Source organism: Timonella senegalensis JC301 (assembly GCF_000312125.1).
Classification (GTDB): domain Bacteria; phylum Actinomycetota; class Actinomycetes; order Actinomycetales; family Cellulomonadaceae; genus Timonella; species Timonella senegalensis.
The window spans coordinates 16155-34021 of the sequence record NZ_HE978643.1 but is presented as its reverse complement, the minus strand read 5'-3'; the positions used below and the strand labels follow the sequence as shown (position 1 = coordinate 34021).

Sequence of the window (17867 nt, the reverse complement as noted above, 5' to 3'; positions counted from 1 at the left end):
GTACCTGCGCGGGGCGCGGGCGTGCTAGTCGTTCTTTGCCTGGTACGGGTTGTCGTTAGCCTGCGACGCCGGCTGTGAGTCCTGCTCCTGTGCGCCGGAATCCTTGCCCTCCACTGCTTCGGGTACTGGGGGTACAGCGGGGGCAGGGTCAGTGACAACGGCGGCGGCTAGTGCCTCGACGGCGTCTGCTTCCCCATCCTTGGACGCGTCCAATTCAGCGGGCGTTGGGACGCTTGGTGCGCGGTGTCCGCCCTCGTGCCCAGCATCCGCAGGAGCGATGGCAGTTGTAGGGGCCTGCGGATCCTCGACTGGAGCGGCTGGTGCAGCGGGGACTACTGGCGGAGCTTGTGCTGCCGCCGGTGCTGCGGGCGAGCGCTCCGAGCGGCGCTGCGCGTCGAGTGCCTCGCCGTAGGTGCGGGGACGAAGAGGAGCGGCAGTGAGGTCAGCGGCCTTATCCGACTGCGAGGTCGAAGGAGTGCCTGACTGCTGCGCTCCCGGAGTGCGCGCGTCTGCTGGGGCCTGCGTGGACGGCGCGGAAGCACCGTACCTTCCCGCCATGGGGTTCGGCTGGGATGACTGCGGCGCCGGAGCCGGAGCACCCACGCCCGAATTTCCAGCAACGCCCTTTTCCATGAGTAGGGCGCGTGCCTTGCCTGCGGTTTCCGGTGCGCACAGGAGAACGTACCGGGCAGCCACGATTTGGCTCTGCGAGGTGAAGTCCCGCTTACCCCGGGTCAGTGCATAGCTCAGGACCGAGAACAGCAGACCAAATGCTCCACCGATCAGTACCGCAGACAGGAGGATCGGACCCTGTCCACCGTTCCCGAACATCCCGAGCAACAGGCCAACAAACAGACCAAACCAAGCACCGGACGCGAATCCAGCAAACGCAACTCGAGGGTAGGTGAGGCGCCCCGTCACGCGTTCAACGGTGTGCAGGTCGTGGCCAACAATCGTGACCGACTGAACCGCAAAGCCCTCATCCGAGAGTGTGTCCACTGCCTTCTGCGCTTCAAGGTAAGTGGAATACGCGGCAATCTCATTGCCGCGAGGCATCGTAGGTACCTTGGGCGGTACGTTGGGGTTCATCATGCTCATTCATCGATCTTCGCACCATTGAGCGTGTCTGACCTGCGACAAGCACCATGCGTACACACTTTTTCGCTACCAGAGGCGCTTTTCATCCGCTTTTGGGCTTGGGAGCGCTCGTGGCGACCCAATATTGCGTACTGTTAGAACGTGAGCAGCGTTGGAACCCCCGTTTTTGTGGCACGACTCGCTGGAACCCCCGTCTTCGACCCTCTGGGTGATCAGGTTGGGCGCGTTCGTGACGTCGTGGTTTTGTTGCGTCTTACCCGAGCCCCACGCGCCGTGGGGCTGGTCGTCGAGGTTCCGGGGAAACGCAGGGTCTTCCTACCGCTCACCCGCATCACTGCAATCGACTCTGGGCAGGTCATTTCCACCGGTCTTCTCAACATGCGCAGGTTCGAGCAGCGCCAGACCGAAACCCTAGCGCTCGGTGAATTGCTGGACCGCAGGGTCACGCTCAAGGATGGTAGCGGCGACGCGATCATTGAGGACCTAGCTATCGAGAAGCAGCGTTCTAGCGATTGGAACGTCACCAAGCTGTTCGTCCGGCGGATCGAAGAAAAGACCACGGGCCTGCGCCTACGCCGGCGCGGTCACACGATGACAGTGGATGTATCCGCAGTCAACACCCTCGCCTACACGACCGAGGCGCAAGGTGCTGCTTCCCTGCTCGCGGCATATGAGGACCTCAAGCCAGCTGACCTCGCAGAGGTACTTCACGACCTCGCAGATAGCCGCCGCGTGGAAGTTGCGAGCGCTCTGGACAACGAACGTCTTGCTGACGTCCTTGAAGAACTTCCCGAGGACGACCAGGTGTCTATCCTCTCCTCGCTCGAAACCGACCGCGCGGCCCACGTCCTCGAGGCCATGCAGCCCGATGACGCTGCGGACCTCCTGCACGAGCTGCCCGAGCACCAAGCCGCCGAACTTCTCGAGGCGATGGAGCCGGACGAGGCAGAGGACGTTCGTCGTCTGCTCGCGTACGACGAGGACACCGCCGGTGGAATGATGACCACAGAACCGGTCATCATCGCACCCGAAACCCCCATCGCGCAGGCACTTGCACACATTAGGCGCGCGGACCTCTCCCCTGCACTTGCCTCGGTCGTGTTCGTGGTCAGGCCGCCACTCGAGACGCCCACTGGGCGCTTCCTTGGCGCAGTTCACTTCCAGCGACTCCTGCGTGAACCTCCACACCAGGCGATTGGTACCGTTGTGGACTCACAGTCAGAACACGTCGGAACGGACGCAACAATCGGCGAGGTCGCGAAACTCTTTGCAACCTATAACCTCCTCGTGCTCCCCGTCCTCGACTCGGAGCGCAGGCTCCTTGGGGCTGTCTCCGTGGACGACGCTCTCGACCACCTCCTCCCAGAGGACTGGCGTGAGAAGTCCCTAGAGGACGAGTACCAGACCACGACCACACCCGATGAAGCCGTGCAGACGAGCCCAGCTCGTCCACTTAAGAGGAAGGGGTAGGACATGGCAGATCGTCTCGATACGCCGAAAGAGGCCAAGCGGTCTTGGTTCCCCCGACGCTCCTCTCGAAACGAAGACAGCTTCGGCCAGAGCGCCGAAGGCATCGCCCGTTTCATGGGTACTCCCAAGTTCCTCGTCTGGATGACCCTCTTCTGCATTATCTGGCTTGCGTGGAACACTTTTGGCCCGGCTGACCTGAGGTTTGACAAGGCGGCCAACGGCTTCACCGCGCTGACGCTTATGCTTTCCCTTCAAGCGTCCTATTCAGCTCCCCTCATCCTGCTCGCGCAGAACCGACAGGCCGACCGTGACCGCGTCACTGCAGAGCAGGACCGGCAGCGCGGCGAGCGCAATCTCGCAGACACCGAGTATCTAGCGCGCGAGATGGCCTCCCTGCGCATCGCGCTCGGCGAGGTCGCCACCCGTGACTTCCTCCGTTCGGAACTGAGAAATCTCCTTGAGGAGTTGGAGAAGGAGCGTTCGAACGAGCGCGAGGAAGAACTGGACTAGTCGGCCCTCGCCCACGCGGGGCACGCTGAACCCAGCCCGCCGTGGGCAGGTAATAGGTCACAGATCTGACGTGCTTACCGCTCGCTAGACTGAGTACATGCCTACAACCCCAGCCAATGTCGATGTGCTCCGCCAAGGACTCGATTCGGCCCTTGCAACCGTCATCGACCCCGAGATTCGCCGGCCGATCACAGAGCTCAAAATGGTGCGGTCCATCGAGATCCAGGAGAGTGAGGCAGGGACCACTGCCCTCATCGGGATCGACCTGACCACGCCGAGTTGCCCCATGAAAGGCGACATCGTCAACCTCGTCACTCAGGCCGCCGAGAGCGTCCCCGGCGTTGACAATGTGCGCATCGAACTCGGTTCTATGAACGCACAGCAGCGAGAAGAACTGCGCGTCATGCTGCGCGGATCCGCTACTCCGGTCATCCCGTTTACGCAGCCCGGAAACCTCACCAAGATTTACGCGATCGGCTCCGGAAAGGGTGGCGTGGGCAAGTCCACTGTCACTGCTAACCTCGCCGCCGCGATGGCCAAGAACGGTGTCAAGGTCGGGGTTCTGGACGCGGACATCTACGGGTTCTCCATCCCACGCATGCTTGGCGTAGAGGGTCAGCCCACCCGAGTGGACTCGATGCTTCTGCCCCCGATCTCTCATGAGGTCAAGGTTGTCTCCATCGGAATGTTCGTACCTCCGGGGCAGCCCGTGGTGTGGCGCGGCCCCATGCTGCACCGCGCGCTCGAGCAGTTCCTCACTGATGTTTACTGGGGAGACCTCGACGTCCTACTCCTTGATCTTCCACCGGGCACCGGGGACATCGCGATTTCCGTGGCCCAGCTCCTGCCCAACTCGTCCATCCTTACGGTCACGACCCCTCAGGTTGCCGCCGCCGAGGTAGCTGAGCGCTCCGGCTCGATCGCACTGCAGACCGGCCAGAAGCTGGCAGGCGTGGTGGAGAACATGGCGTGGCTCGAACAGCCCGACGGCAGCAAACTGGAGATCTTCGGATCGGGTGGAGGCGAAGCGGTCTCCGCATCGCTGTCCAAGATGACGGGTACGGACGTGCCGCTCATCGGACAGATTCCCCTCGACATCGACCTACGCGCGGACGGCGACGCGGGAGTCCCCGTAGTTTTGGCGCACCCGGAGTCGCCTGCGGCAAAGGCACTGACAGAGATCGCCTTGTCACTCGCACACTCGGAACGCGGACTCTCGGGCCTGCGGCTGAATATCACGCCGCTCTAAGGACCGGTCAGTTACGCGAGCCCCCGGCCTCGTAACACCCCACCCAGGAACGCGTTTGGGGCACTCTCCGCCACGGAGGGTGCCCCATTGTCTTGTACGAGGTGACTCCGACACGGCCACCTAGCAAGGTGCGGTTGAAGCAACCACGGCGCGGCGCCTAGTTGAGCTCGTAGTCCACGAGCAGCGGCGCGTGGTCCGACCAGCGGGTGTCGTAGGAAGGAGCACGGTCAACGCGCGCGTTTGACGCGATCTCTGCGAGCGCCGGAGTGGCCAACTGATAGTCAATACGCCAGCCCGAGTCATTGTCAAAGGCCTGACCGCGGTTCGACCACCACGTATATGGCCCCGCGACCTCGCCCGCCATCTTTCGACCAAGGTCAGTCCATCCTGCGCCGAACCAGCGATCCAGGTAGGCGCGTTCCTCAGGCAGGAAGCCTGCTGTCTTGAGGTTGCCCTTCCAGTTCTTGATGTCGTTGTTGGTGTGAGCGATGTTGATATCTCCCGCGACCACGACGTGGCGGTCGGACTCCATGAGTTCGCCCAAGCGCGCCGTCACCTTGTCCAGGTGGGCGTACTTCTGGGCCATCTTTTCCGTGCCAGCGGTTCCGGAGTGGATGTAAGTGGAAACCACCGTGATCTGGTCGCCTCCGGGGAGCGTCAGGTCGGCCTCGACCCAGCGCCCCGTGTCCACGGGCACCTCTGGTTCGCCGTTCCCCAGTCCGATGCGAACTGCTTCAAACGACGACTTGGTCGCAATTGCCACGCCCGCGCGGCCCTTGATGTCGCAGGCCTGGTGTACAAAGGTCCATTCGGACCCCAGCAGGTCCGCAACGATCTCATCCGTTGCGCGCACCTCCTGCATGAGCAGGACCGAAGGATTCGTGGCCTCAAGCCACTCCCCCATGCCCTTTCTGTAGGCGGCGCGAATTCCATTAACGTTGACCGTTGCAATCGTGAACATGCCCCTATCTTCCCCGATTCACACCGAGCCCGGCAATAACTCGCCGATGACCGGCCAACGTGAGTGAATCGTCGTGAATCATGGCGGAGCACAAAAAGGCGGGGCCCACGATTGTGATCGTGGGCCCCGCCTTGGAATCAGCCGTTACCGAACGAGGAATCGCTTGGTCGAGGATGATGCCTTGGCGTAGTCGCTACCGGAGTAGCTGACCTTGTAGGTGTGCAGGCCCTTACCTGGCGACTTGATGGAGAATGTCGCCTTGCCGCCCTTGAGGGTTGCGGTGCCGGCCTTCTTGCCGTCGACGGTCAAGGTGACCTTGCCGGAAGGTGTTCCCTTACCGGTTACGGCAACCTTGACGGTCTTGCCGGTGTACGTCACCGACCAAGAGGTCTTGGTCGAGTACTTGGACACCTTGAGGGTCGACAGCTTGGTGGTCGAGCTTGCCAGTTCCGAGGAACCGACGTACTTGGCCGTGAGCTTGTACGAACCTGGCTTGAGCTTAGGCAGCTTCACAGTTGCCGAAGCGGTGTAGCCCTTGCCCGCCTTGAGAGTCGCCGAGGCGAGCTTCTTGGAGCCGTTGTAGATCTCCACCTTGCCGGTTGGCTTGATGTTGGATCCAGTGACCGTCACGGCAACCTTTGCGGTGCTCGGATAGGTCACCGAGGAAGCGGAGAGCTTAGCCTTCACGCTCGACGATGCCTTGGCGGTCGAAACCGTCAGGGACTTCGAGGTGGACCCGGAGAATGCCGCTGCGTCCGTTGGCACGAACTTCGCGGTGATCGAGTGCTTGCCCGCAGACAGCTTCACCGAAAGCGTCGCCTTGCCGGACTTCAGGGTTGCGGAGCCGAGCGACTTCTTGCCCTCGTAGAAGGTGACCTTACCCGCGAGCGCTGAAGCGGCAGTGTCCTTGGCGGTCACCGTTGCGGTGAGCGTCGTGGTCTTACCTGAGACCGACTTTCCGGCCTTGAGCACCGTTGTGGTTGCCACAGCCGGGTCAGGCGTGACAGTGCCCGCACCCACTGCAACTGGAACGTTAGCGGTGGTTCCGGACTCCTTGGCGATCAGCTGGAGCGTAGTTGCTCCCGCTGCTCCCGCTGGCACTGCGAACGAGACGCTTGCAGCGTCCGCGGTGATTGGGAAGGTTCCCGCCGCGACAGGAGCGGAGAGCTCTCCGCCCACGAACTGAGCCGTGAGTTCGGTGTTCTCCGGGGCGCCGAGGGCCTCAATGTTCATTCCCTGAGCTGTGAAGGTGAGGGTTTCCCCAACCTCAGCCGTGTTCTTGAGCCCAATTACCTCGACGCCGGAGCGCGCAAAGTTAGGCTTAAGGTTTTGGTTCGCCTTGAGGTAGGCGATCCAGGCGTCGCGGTCGATCAGACCCGAGTCCTTGGTACCGGTGGACTCGTTGAACACCCAGAAGTTGTCTCCGGCCTGAGCGAGGAAGGAGAACGTTCCGATCACGTAAGTGGCGGCTGGATCGATTGGCTTGCCATCCACAGTGATCGAGGTGATGCGGTCGCCCTCTGCACGGGTCTCGTCAAAGGTGTAGGTGACGTTCTCCGACAGGCCGAGCTGCAGGTATGGACGCGAAGGGACATTGCCCTTGCTGTCGCGCTGCCACTGCTGCTCGAGCATCGTCTTGACCTGTGCACCGGTGAGGTTGGTGGTCCACAGGTTGTTGACGAATGGTAGGACTGCGTTGGCCTCGGCGTACGTGATGCTGCCGTCCTTGGCTATTTCGTCGAAGTCCAGGTCAGCACGCAAACCACCTGGGTTCACAACGCCAATCTGTGCGCCGCCGCGCTCAGGAGCCGACAGGGTCGAACGAAGTGCGTCTGCTACGAGCGTGCCCAGAGGTGAGGCTTCTGCGCGGTTGTCACGCTTGCCACCCACGTACGCGCCGTCCACGTAGCTTCCACCGGAGTGACCGGACGTGATGTCAGCCGCAACAGAGCCAACAACTTCCTTACCCACTTCGTCCGCTGCCTTGAGTGCCTCGGTAACGATTGTGGAGACCTTGGCAACGCGTGGGTAGGCCGCGATGAGAGCTGCGTCGTCGTCCTTGAGGCGTGCAAGGTTGTTTGCCTCAGCGTCAACAACATCCTTGGTTGCCAGGTCAACGGTCAGGAGTGCCTGGCCAACGTACTCGCCGTACGAACCGGTCTGGATGACCGGACGAAGCGCGCCCGAACCGTTGTTTGCAAGCCACGCGTACTGCTTGTGCGTGTGGCCGGTGAAGATTGCGTCAACCTCGGCGTCAGTCTTGGTCACAATGTCCGCGAAGATGCCACCGTGGTCGACCTCGGTCTCGAGGTTGGAACCGTCCGGAGTACCGGCGCTCGCTCCCTCGTGGTAGAGCGCGACGAGGACGTCAGCCTCGCCGTTCTTTGCCTTGCCATCCGAGAGCTGTGCAGCAACCTTGTTGACCGCCTCTACTGGGTCGCCAAAGTCGAGGTTGGAAATACCACCCGGCGAAACCAGGGTTGGGGTCTCCTGTGTGATTGCACCGATGATGCCGACCTTGATGCCGTCCACAGTGATGATCTCGTGGGTCTTCAGCACGGGGGTCTTGGTGCCCTTGGCGTAGACGTTCGCGCCGAGGTAGTTGAAGTTGGTCTGGTCGTTGACGCGACCGCTGAGGTCGTCCCAGCCCTTGTCGAACTCGTGGTTACCCACGGCCGAGGTTGCCAGGTCGAGGGCGTTGAGGACGTCAAGGGTTGGCTTGTCGTCTGCAACTGCGGAGGCGAACAGCGAGGCACCGATGTTGTCACCTGCGGAGATGAAGAGCGTCTTGTCCTCACCAGCTGCGGCACGGGCCTTCTCGATGGTTCCAGCAAACTTCACCGTGTTGGCATCGATGCGACCGTGGAAGTCGTTGATGTCCAGCAGGTTAAGCGTGGTGGTCTTTGCCTTGGTTCCCGCGGTGAACCCGAGAATCACTGGGTCGTGGTCGGAGGAACGGAAGGCGTTGGATGCGTGGTACAGCTGCGTGAAGTTGTTGTAGCGGCTGTACTCGAGTGCGATCGACTCTGGTCCGTTGATCTCCCAGATGTCTGCCCCGACGGTGCGCTCACCGAGCGACTCGTTGAACAGAACGTGGTCGAGCGAACCGGACATGCCCTGGTACGAGTAGGAGTACTGGCCTTCAGCGTACGCAGTGTTGGCGTTGGTGTACCCGGCCTTGTACAGGACGTGCATTGGGTCTTCTTCGGAGTACGAGTTGAAGTCACCCACGAGCGCAACGTCCTTGACCGCCTTGCCCGCCTCGGTGGTCACGGTCTCCAGGACCTGTGGAATCCACGTCACCAGAGCGTTGGCCTGGGCCACGCGTGACGCGTTCGAAGCGCCCTGTCCGTCACCCGAATCGGCGTCTCCTGGGAGTGGTCCCGCGGAGCCCTTGGACTTGAAGTGGTTGACCACTACAAAGAATGGCTCTCCGCCGGCAACTGGCTCAAATGCTTGGCCAAGTGGCTCACGGGCGTTAATGAATGGCTCGCCTGCGCCGCTCTGGTCACCGAGCGCGTGGGACTCTCCGACTGGCTTAACCGCTGCCTTCTGGAAGATGATCGCGTTCGTGATGACGTCCTGCTCAGCTACTGCTGGTAGGTCCTTGGATGAGCGGACGTAGTCCCACTTGGAGGAACCGGCGGCCACGTTGAGCGCCTTGACCAGGGTGGAGACTGCCTCGTCCGCTGCCTCACCCAGGACCGCGGAGTTCTCGATCTCCATGAGGCCGATGACGTCGGCGTCCGTTGCGTTGATTGCAGCAACGATCTTGGACTGCTGACGCTTCAGGCTCGCTGCGTCCCACGCTCCGCGTGGACCGTTGCCGGGGCAGCTCTTGACGGTGATGCCAACCCCGTTGCGATCGGTGTAGGCGGTGCATCCGGGCCACGTGTCACCGGTTGTGGTGAAGTAGTTCAGCACGTTGAAGGAGGCGACCTTGATGTCGGATCCTGCAAGGCTTGCCACGTCCGGCTTGGAGGTACGGGTGTTCTTGAAGGAAACGGTCTCCGCGCCCGCCAGCATCGGCGTGGTTGGGTTGAGCTTCCACTTGTTGTTGCGGTAGTCGATGATCATCGGCTCCGTGAAGGTCACTGCTGCACCGACCCGGACGGGGTTGGTCAGCGAGATGAACGGTGGAGCTTCGTCCTTTGACTTGGTGAAGTCCGTGTTCGAGCCGTCGTCAAGGATCACGCCGATCTCGGCGTTGCGGTCGGCCTGCGCCTTTGCCGCGTCCGAGCCGGGGGTTCCTACCTCGGTGGGCTGGACGAGCGGCGAGTTGCCGAACGCTAGTCCCACTTCGCCGTACTGGCTGGTCGAGTACGTGTTGGAGACCGTGTAAGTTCCGGTGGGCGCAAACAGCATGCCCTCGTACTTTTCCCGCTCTGCGTTGGTCTTGGGCCAGTCGATGCTCAGTGGCTGTGGCGCTTCAACCGTGTCCGTTAGGACGGTGTGGGTCGGTGCGGAGATCTGGGTCAGTCCGTTGAACTCCCCAGCCGTTCCAGTGACCTCGAGGTAGTCGCCGATCTTTACCGTGGGAACCGACTTTTGATAGACCGTGATCGCATCAGACTTACCGGTCGTTGGAGCCTGTGGAGAGCCGGGGGTCTGGATGACGTAGGAGTTGAATCCGCCGGTTGCGTAGACGGCTGTGACTACGCCTCGTACGGTGACCGACTTGCCCAAATAGGGAGTAACATCGCTCGAGCCTTGCACTTCAGCGATGGTGAGTGGGGTGTCTTCGGCATATGCGGGGGCGGCTATTGCCGCGCCCAGTGGAGCTACGAGAAGAGCTGATGCCAGCGTGCTGGCTATCGCTCTACGCGGTAGGTTATTCCGCTTCATTAGTTGTCCTTGTCTTCACACGAGCCAATTAGTAACCGTTGGTGCTGGTCAAGGTGGAACCTGACACCCAAGGTGTACCCGCTTCATGAAAACGCGCGGCGTCCATAAGATAAACCCCACGTAACAACACAACATCGTGTGACGCGGGACACCTCACGGGTCAGTACCGGCCATCGAACCACAACGTAAAGCGTTTGACGATGGGTAGTGAGGTGTTTTGAGATATTTCATCTCATGCCCGTGTGGGCACTACTGCCCATTTCAACAAGATTCACGACGATCGACGCACCCCTCGCAGACCGCTTTCGTCGCGCTGTGGTCGCGTTTGGGGCGGCCCCTGCGGGCCGCTGGCAACGCCTCACCGAGTCTCCGCACTGGCCACCCAGAATGCCGGGCTGCTGCAGAGGACACCGGGCATCTTCCCTCAGACGGGTCCCTAACAACGCACGAGCGCCGGCCGCCCCACGGGCAGCCGGCGCTCAATTCGCCTGGTGAAACTGGGTCAGCGTGCGTTGCGCTCCGCGGTCGCCACCACGTTCTCGAGGAGGAAAGCGCGGGTCATCGGGCCGACGCCACCCGGGTTTGGCGAGATCCATCCGGCGACCTCAGCCGCAGTTGGCTCGACGTCCCCAACAACCTTAGACTTGCCGGTCTCCGGGTCGATGGCACGGGAAACGCCCACGTCAATGAGCACTGAACCTGGCTTGACCCAGTCCGCACGGATGATTCCCGGCACGCCGGCCGCACCAATCACCACGTCTGCTTGGCGGATGTGGGACTCGAGGTCCTTGGTGCCAGTGTGCGTGAGAGTCACGGTCGCGTTGACGGCCTTGCGGGTCAGGAGCAGTCCGATAGAGCGGCCCACGGTCGTGCCGCGGCCAACAACCACTACGTGCTTTCCAGCGAGGCTCACTCCGTTACGCTCGATGAGCTCGATAATTCCCGCTGGTGTGCAGGGCAGCGGGGAGTCGATTTCCTCGCCCACGCGCAGCACGAGCCGGCCGAGGTTCATCGGGTGCAGGCCGTCCGCGTCCTTTGCCGGGTCGATGAGCTCGAGGATCTTGTTAGTGTCCACGCCCTTGGGCAACGGGAGCTGAACAATGTATCCGGTGCACTCTGGGTTAGAGTTCAGGCGCTCAACGGCAGCGATGATCTCGTCCTCGCTCGCGGAGGACGGCAGGTCCTCCCGAATCGAGGAGATGCCAACCTCTGCGCAATCGCGGTGCTTGCCCGCCACGTACCACTGGGAGCCGGGGTCCTCTCCCACCAGCAGTGTGCCGAGGCCAGGAACAATGCCCCGTTCCGCGAGCGCCGCAACGCGCTGCGTGAGGTCCGCCTTGATTGCCGCGGCAGCGGCCTTTCCATCCAAAATCTGGGCAGTCATGCTAATCCCTTCGAATGCGCGCGCCTCACGGGGCGCCGCGCCTAGAAAGCGATTGGGCCCGGCTCTTGCCGGGCCCAATCAGTTGCCTATCAGTACTGCTCAAGGCCTTCGTACAGTGGGAAGTCCTCGGTGAGCTTGGCTACGCGTGCACGCAGGGACTCAACATCGGCACCGGCTCCGGCCTTAAGAGCCTCGGCGATGATGTCTGCAACCTCGGTGAACTCGACGTCGCCGAATCCGCGTGAGGCGAGCGCTGGCGTACCGATGCGCAGGCCCGAAGTGACTGCTGGCGGACGTGGGTCGAAAGGAACCGCGTTGCGGTTGACGGTGATGCCCACCGAGTGCAGGAGGTCCTCAGCCTGCTGGCCGTCGAGAGGCGACTTGCGCAGGTCGACCAACACGAGGTGGACGTCGGTGCCACCGGTCAGCACGGTAACGCCAGCCTCTGCGACGTCCGGCTGAACCAGACGCTCGGCAAGGATCTGAGCGCCGCGTAGGACACGCTCCTGGCGCTCCTTGAACTCGGCTGATCCGGCGATCTTGAAAGCGACTGCCTTGGCGGCAACCACGTGCATGAGCGGACCACCCTGCTGGCCTGGGAACACAGCGGAGTTGATCTTCTTGGCGTACTGCTCCTTAGCCAAAATGAAGCCTGAGCGTGGGCCACCGATCGTCTTGTGTACGGTCGAGGAGACCACGTCGGAGTGTGGGACTGGGCTTGGGTGCAGGCCTGCTGCAACGAGACCAGCAAAGTGGGCCATGTCGGTCCACAGGTAGGCACCAACCTCATCGGCGATCGAGCGGAATGCCTCGAAGTCGAGGTGGCGCGGGTATGCGGACCAACCGGCGATGATGACGTTTGGACGCTCTGCAAGCGCCTGCTCACGGACGCGGTCCATGTTCAGACGGGAGGTGTCCTCCTCAACGCCGTATGCCGCGACCTCGTAGAGCTTTCCGGAGAAGTTGATCTTCATTCCGTGGGTCAGGTGGCCACCGTGCGCCAGGTTGAGACCCATGATCTTGTCGCCCTTGTTGATGAGAGCGTGCAGGACTGCGGCGTTTGCCTGTGCACCTGCGTGTGGCTGAACGTTCGCAAACTCGGCGCCGAACAGTTCCTTCGCACGGGAGATCGCGAGGTTCTCAGCAATGTCTACCTCTTCGCAGCCACCGTAGTAGCGGCGACCCGGGTAGCCCTCTGCGTACTTGTTGGTCAGGACGGAGCCCTGTGCCTGGAGTACGGAGCGCGGAACAAAGTTCTCAGATGCGATCATCTCGAGGGTCCCGCGCTGACGTGCGAGTTCACCATCGAGTACAGCGGCAATTTCAGGATCCACCTGGGCGAGGCCCTGGTTCATCACCGAATCGTTCTGGGCAGTCATGTCTCTCCTTGTCTATGCGGCGTGACCGCGGACGTGTGTAACTGCTGTGTGCAGTACCGGAAAGAGGAAACTCGCCGGCAACGCACACACTCGTGTGGTGACCGGGCCCAGGCGAACGACCCTAAGTCGAGAGAATGTGTCACTCCCCGGTGGTAACCCACCACGCCCATGCTTGTCCTCGGGTACCGAGGAGGCGGGCTGCGCCAGTTGCGACAACCCGTTCATTCTATAGGAGAGCCGAGCGGGGCTGGTAGTGCCGTGGGCCACACGATTCGGTTAAGTCCGGAGTGTGTCGCGTTTTACCGTCTTGACCGCCACAAAGGCTAAAGTTCATTGTGTGAACGCAAAGCCTCCGACACCGGGGTCGCAGTCTTCGCTTCGTGAATCGAACAGAGCACGAATCATTGACGCGATCAAGCAGTTTGGCGGGCTCACCCAGGTTGAGCTTGCCGGCGCTACTGGGCTTTCCGCTGCTACCGTGTCGAACATCGTCAAGGAGCTCACCGCCCTTGGCGTGTTGAACACGACCCAGTCCATTCGCAGCGGACGCCGAGCCCAGCACGTCACTTTGGCGCGCACACCCGGGCTCGTTGGCGCCGTCCAGTTTGGGCTTCGGCATATGCGCGTCGCACTCGCCGATACCTCGGGCAGCCTCCTCTCGGACCACAGGCTTCCCCTGGGCACCGACCACCGGGCCGACGCCGGCCTGGACCGCGCCGCGCTCCTCATTGCGGACATGCTCGAGACGGTGGACGCCAGCTCCTCCGAGCTCCTCGGAGTTGGGCTGGCGCTGCCAGCACCCGTGGACATGTCCACGGGACTCATTTCTTCCCCCGGAATCATGCGCGGCTGGGACAACGTTCCCGTCATGGATGTCATGAGCCAGCGGATCAACAAGCCAGTCGCAGTGGCAAACGCCTCCAACATGGGTGCCCTCGGGGAACTCAAGCACGGTGCCGCGATGGGCGCCCGCCATGTTCTCTACATCCAGTCCGGATTGAGGATTGGCGCGGGCCTCATTTTGAACTCGCAGATCTTCTGGGGAGCCAACGGCTCCGCCGGAGAGTTCGGCCACATGACGGTCAACCCTGACGGCGCGATTTGCCGCTGCGGCAACAGAGGCTGTCTCGAAACTGAGGCCGGTGCAGCAGTACTCCTCGATTCGTTGAGGGGAAGCCACGGCGTTCTCACGCTCAAGGACATGCTCCGGCTCGCGGCTGAGGGCGACCTGGGCTGTATTCGCGTCATCTCAGATGCGGGTCGCAAGATCGGCATGGCGGCAGCCAACCTGTGCAACGTGTTCAACCCGGAGCGAGTTATTCTCGGCGGCGACCTAGCGGACGCCGGCGAGATCCTTCTGGGCCCGGTTCGTGAAGCGATCGAACGCTTCTCGCTGCCTTCGGTGGCGGAGTCGATCAGGGTGGAAAAGGGCAGCCTCGGTGCAGACGCTGAACTTCTCGGCGTGGCCGCGTTCGCGCTCGAGCGATTTGTTGAAGACGGTTCCATCCTGATGGGTTCAGGCTCCGCAAGCGCCCTGTCCCCCATCCCTTCCCCCGTTCCTACTCACCTGGAGGACCAGTGAACACCGCTGTGACCGGTCCCGAGAACATGGCGTCCGTGAGGCGCCAACCACTCATCGCAATGCGTGGAGTGTCCAAGCACTTCAACGCCGTGCACGCCATCAACAACGTCGACTTCGAGGTGTATCCGGGCGAGGTTGTAGCCATCGTTGGCGACAACGGCTCTGGCAAGTCCACGCTGGTCAAGATGCTGGCGGGAGTTTTCACGCCGGACGCCGGAGTCATCGAGTTTGAGGGCTCGCCCGTATCGATCCACTCGCCCGCGAGCGCACAGGACCTTGGAATCGCCACCGTGTTCCAGGACCTCGCGTTGGCCGACAACCTGTCCATCGTGGCCAACCTGTTCCTCGGACGGGAGTACACCAAGCGCGGCTTTCTCTCGGATCACCACATGGAAGAGGAAGCGGTATCGCTGTTCCGCAAACTCAAGGCGAGGATGCCTTCGATCCGCACTCGGGTTTCCTCCTTGTCCGGTGGCCAGAAGCAGTCAGTCGCGATCGCGCGCACGATGCTCGGCAACCCCAAGGTGATTCTGCTTGATGAGCCCACGTCGGCGCTGTCCGTCACGCAGAGCGCGGAGGTGCTCAATCTCATCGAGTCGCTGCGCGAGCGTGGGTTGGGCGTCGTGGTCATTTCCCACAACCTCGCGGAGGTTCAGGCGGTGGCTGACAGGATCGTGGTTCTTAGACTTGGCCGTAACAACGGCACATTCCACTCCACGGATATCTCCTACGAGCGCCTCGTCGCCCTCATCACGGGTGCAACTGACGACTAGTCCACAACCGACAGCACGGCTAAGGCCCGGTGTCGCAAGGCTTCTTGCGGCACCGGGCCTTAGCAATACTGGAAGAATCTACTGCTGGTCGTCGCCTTCGGCGGCAGTGTCTTGGTCTCCGAACGATTCCCCGTCGCCGAGGATCTTGCGCAGGTAGGCGTAGGTCAGGTCGCCGGCGATCTGGTCGTGCTGGTGCTCGTACCCGTTCTTTTGGTACATCGCGATGTTTTGCTTGGAGTCCTTGCCCGTGAATACCCAGATCTCAGTGGTCTCCTCCGGCAGGTGTGGGAGGACTGCCCACATCATCTGGGTACCGATACCCTCCCCCTGAAGGTCGGGAGCAACTGCGAGGCGTCCGAGGGTCGCCTTGCCGTCCTCGAGTTCGACACGCACAGAGCCGACCAAGCGGTGCCCCAGCCAGGCTCCCAGCGTGACGACGTCCTCGCGCGCGATGTCCTCGATCAGCTCGTCGAGGGTCTGCGTCAGCGGTGGGATGTTGGGATCCCCGTACGTCTGCGCCTCGGTGACAAAGGCCGCGCGGCGAAGAGTCAGGAGCTCTCCGGCGTGGTCGTTGGTCAGCAGGGCGATTGTGATGTCTGGCTCACTCATGGGTATATCGTTGCAGACTTTATGGACTCGGGCCGCATTGTCCACGCGCGCCGCAGTAATCTATAGAGCGTGACCACCGAAATTTCCCCCACACACTGGGTTCTCACTCTGTCCTGTCCCGACCGTCCCGGCATCGTGCATGCCGTTGCCGGGCTCCTCGCTGAGCACGGGGGAAACATCACCGAGTCCAAGCAGTACGGCGACCCGGAGACCAACCTCTTCTTCATGCGTGTTCAGGTACTGTCCACGCAAAGTCGTGAGGACCTTGAGTCCGCGATCGCCCCAATTGCAAAAGAGTTCGCCATGTCGTGGAACCTAGATGTTGTGGGCCGCAAGATGCGCACGGTCCTCATGGTGTCCAAGGCCGCCCACGCGCTCAACGACCTGCTCTTTCACCAGCGTGCGTCCGGTCTCCCCATCGACGTCGTCGCTGTCGTGGGCAACCACACCGACTTGGCGGAACTCGCCGAGTTCTACGGCGTCCCGTTCCACCACATCCCCGTGACCAAGGACAACAAGGCGCAGGCGGAGGCAGATCTCCTTGCACTCGTCTCAGAGCTCGATGCCGAGCTCGTGGTGTTGGCCCGCTACATGCAGGTCCTCTCGGACGACCTGTGCCGCGCGCTCAACGGCCGCGTCATCAACATCCACCTCTCGTTCCTGCCCTCGTTCAAGGGCGCCAAGCCGTATCACCAGGCGCACCACCGCGGCGTGAAGCTGATCGGTGCGACCTCCCACTACGTGACCGCCGACCTGGACGAGGGCCCGATCATCGAGCAGGACACCGAGCGCGTCAACCACGAAATGTCTGCCGAGCAGTTCGTTGCGCTCGGTCAGGACGTGGAGCGCCGAGTCCTGTCCCGCGCCGTCCGCTGGCACGCGGAGCACCGCGTGCTCATGAACGGTGACCGCACGGTCGTCTTCCGTTAGAAAACCCAGATTTTCGACGATTCGGCTCGCGTACGCACAACCGCTCCCGACCCAGCCTGGCTGGGTCGGGAGCGGTTGTCGTTACAGGACCAAGATCGTCGTGAATCAGTTCATGACCCGCGACTAAGAGACGTCGACGTCCTGGATGGTGCCGCCACCAGGCAGATCGCGCATGGTGACGAACTTGGACAGGACAAGCGGCAGCGCCGCGAGGATCTCGCCGACAACCACCACCCACATCATCGTGACCATGCCGAAGTGCGTGGCGATCACGCCGGCGAGCAGGCTCGCGATGGGCATGCCGCCCCAGACGATGAATCGGAACGAGGCGTTCATGCGGCCCAGCAGGTGTGGCGGGCATAGGCGCTGGCGGAAGCTGACCTGGGACACGTTGAAGAACGTGTTCGAAATCTGCATCATGAAGCCCGAGACGATCAGCGGAATCATAGGGTTCACACCCGCCGCCATGAGGGTTGCCGCGAGTGGGATGCCGATGAACAGGATCGGGGTGGCCAGCGCGGAGAGCGCGATGATGCGCCCCTCTCCCACGAGCAGCGTCATCTTGCGGACGATGAGCGCACCAATAATGCCGCCGATCGCGGAGGCGGACATGATGACGCCAATCTCGCCCTCGGCGATCTTGAGGTCGGTCACCGCGTACTTGATGAGCATTGTCCAGCCCATCGTGGAGAAGATCGCGCTCGCACCTGTGGCAAGGACCAGACGGTTGAGCAGCGGAGTCTTAATGATGAAGTTCAGGCCCTCGGCAATCGCCTTGCCCATGGGCAGATGCGAGTCGCTCGGCGGGAGTTCCTCGCGCTTCTTGATGCGACCCAGGAAGATGACCGAGAGGAAGTAGGTCACCACGTTGACAGCAATGAGGAAAGGCGCGCTCACGATCTTGAGCATCATGCCGCCCACAGCCGGCACGGCCACCGCCGCGATCGAGTAGGTCGCCTGCAGCTTGGTGTTGCCCTCGGAGACGTGTCTCAACCCCACCAGACCCGGGACATAGCTGAGGTGGGCGACGTCAAAAAACACCGTTGCCACGGACAGGATCAGGCTCGCCACGATCAG

General features: G+C 62.1%; 13 protein-coding genes and 1 riboswitch. Of the genes, 6 read left to right on the top strand and 7 right to left on the bottom strand.

The features are described 5' to 3' along the window. Positions 1-24: 24 nt before the first annotated feature. Positions 25-1098, bottom strand: coding sequence for a general stress protein (locus HGSM_RS13735; RefSeq protein WP_195891365.1), 1074 nt, complete (start codon positions 1096-1098; stop codon positions 25-27). Positions 1099-1239: 141 nt separating this feature from the next. Between HGSM_RS13735 and HGSM_RS07900 the strand changes: the two genes are divergently transcribed. The 3 genes from HGSM_RS07900 (at position 1240) to HGSM_RS07890 (ending at position 4327) form a co-directional block, all read left to right on the top strand. Continuing rightward, on the top strand, positions 1240-2568 hold the full coding sequence (locus HGSM_RS07900; RefSeq protein ID WP_051009775.1) for a magnesium transporter MgtE N-terminal domain-containing protein: 1329 nt from the start codon (positions 1240-1242) through the stop codon (positions 2566-2568). A gap of 3 nt (positions 2569-2571) precedes the next feature. After that, positions 2572-3078, top strand: a complete 507-nt coding sequence (locus HGSM_RS07895) for a DUF1003 domain-containing protein (protein WP_019148205.1) — start codon at positions 2572-2574, stop codon at positions 3076-3078. A 97-nt stretch (positions 3079-3175) separates the two neighbouring features. Further along, positions 3176-4327 (top strand): Mrp/NBP35 family ATP-binding protein, encoded by a 1152-nt coding sequence (locus HGSM_RS07890; RefSeq protein ID WP_019148204.1) that lies wholly within the window; start codon positions 3176-3178, stop codon positions 4325-4327. Positions 4328-4484: 157 nt separating this feature from the next. Here the strand turns inward: HGSM_RS07890 and HGSM_RS07885 are convergent, their stop codons facing one another. The 4 genes from HGSM_RS07885 to glyA all read right to left on the bottom strand — a co-directional run bounded on the left by HGSM_RS07885 (position 4485) and on the right by glyA (position 12896). Beyond that, positions 4485-5288, bottom strand: coding sequence for an exodeoxyribonuclease III (locus tag HGSM_RS07885; protein ID WP_019148203.1), 804 nt, complete (start codon positions 5286-5288; stop codon positions 4485-4487). 144 nt (positions 5289-5432) lie between these two features. Continuing rightward, positions 5433-10133, bottom strand: a complete 4701-nt coding sequence (locus HGSM_RS07880) for an ExeM/NucH family extracellular endonuclease (RefSeq protein ID WP_019148202.1) — start codon at positions 10131-10133, stop codon at positions 5433-5435. A gap of 502 nt (positions 10134-10635) precedes the next feature. After that, positions 10636-11517 carry a bifunctional methylenetetrahydrofolate dehydrogenase/methenyltetrahydrofolate cyclohydrolase gene (locus HGSM_RS07875; protein ID WP_019148201.1) on the bottom strand — a complete coding sequence of 294 codons (882 nt, stop codon included), beginning with the start codon at positions 11515-11517 and terminating at the stop codon, positions 10636-10638. A gap of 89 nt (positions 11518-11606) precedes the next feature. Next, entirely contained in the window at positions 11607-12896 is a 1290-nt protein-coding gene (gene glyA, locus HGSM_RS07870; protein ID WP_019148200.1) for a serine hydroxymethyltransferase, read from the bottom strand. Positions 12897-12994: 98 nt separating this feature from the next. Then, positions 12995-13117: riboswitch (ZMP/ZTP riboswitch) on the bottom strand. A gap of 116 nt (positions 13118-13233) precedes the next feature. On the opposite strand from glyA, the gene HGSM_RS07865 reads away from it, so the two are divergent. Both HGSM_RS07865 and HGSM_RS07860 read left to right on the top strand, forming a co-directional pair. Next, positions 13234-14478 (top strand): ROK family transcriptional regulator, encoded by a 1245-nt coding sequence (locus tag HGSM_RS07865; protein WP_019148199.1) that lies wholly within the window; start codon positions 13234-13236, stop codon positions 14476-14478. Then, complete coding sequence (locus HGSM_RS07860; RefSeq protein ID WP_019148198.1) at positions 14475-15251, top strand: ATP-binding cassette domain-containing protein; 777 nt, start codon at positions 14475-14477, stop codon at positions 15249-15251. Before HGSM_RS07865 ends, HGSM_RS07860 begins: the two co-directional genes overlap by 4 nt. Before the next feature lie 78 nt (positions 15252-15329). Here HGSM_RS07860 and HGSM_RS07855 read toward each other — a convergent pair whose 3' ends face one another. Further along, positions 15330-15860 (bottom strand): GNAT family N-acetyltransferase, encoded by a 531-nt coding sequence (locus HGSM_RS07855; RefSeq protein WP_019148197.1) that lies wholly within the window; start codon positions 15858-15860, stop codon positions 15330-15332. 69 nt (positions 15861-15929) lie between these two features. Between HGSM_RS07855 and purU the strand changes: the two genes are divergently transcribed. Continuing rightward, entirely contained in the window at positions 15930-16790 is an 861-nt protein-coding gene (gene purU / locus HGSM_RS07850) for a formyltetrahydrofolate deformylase (protein ID WP_019148196.1), read from the top strand. 123 nt (positions 16791-16913) lie between these two features. On the opposite strand, the gene HGSM_RS07845 is transcribed toward purU, so the two are convergent. Then, positions 16914-17867 (bottom strand): MFS transporter (locus HGSM_RS07845; protein WP_040594894.1); only part of this gene is annotated, 954 nt, incomplete at its 5' end.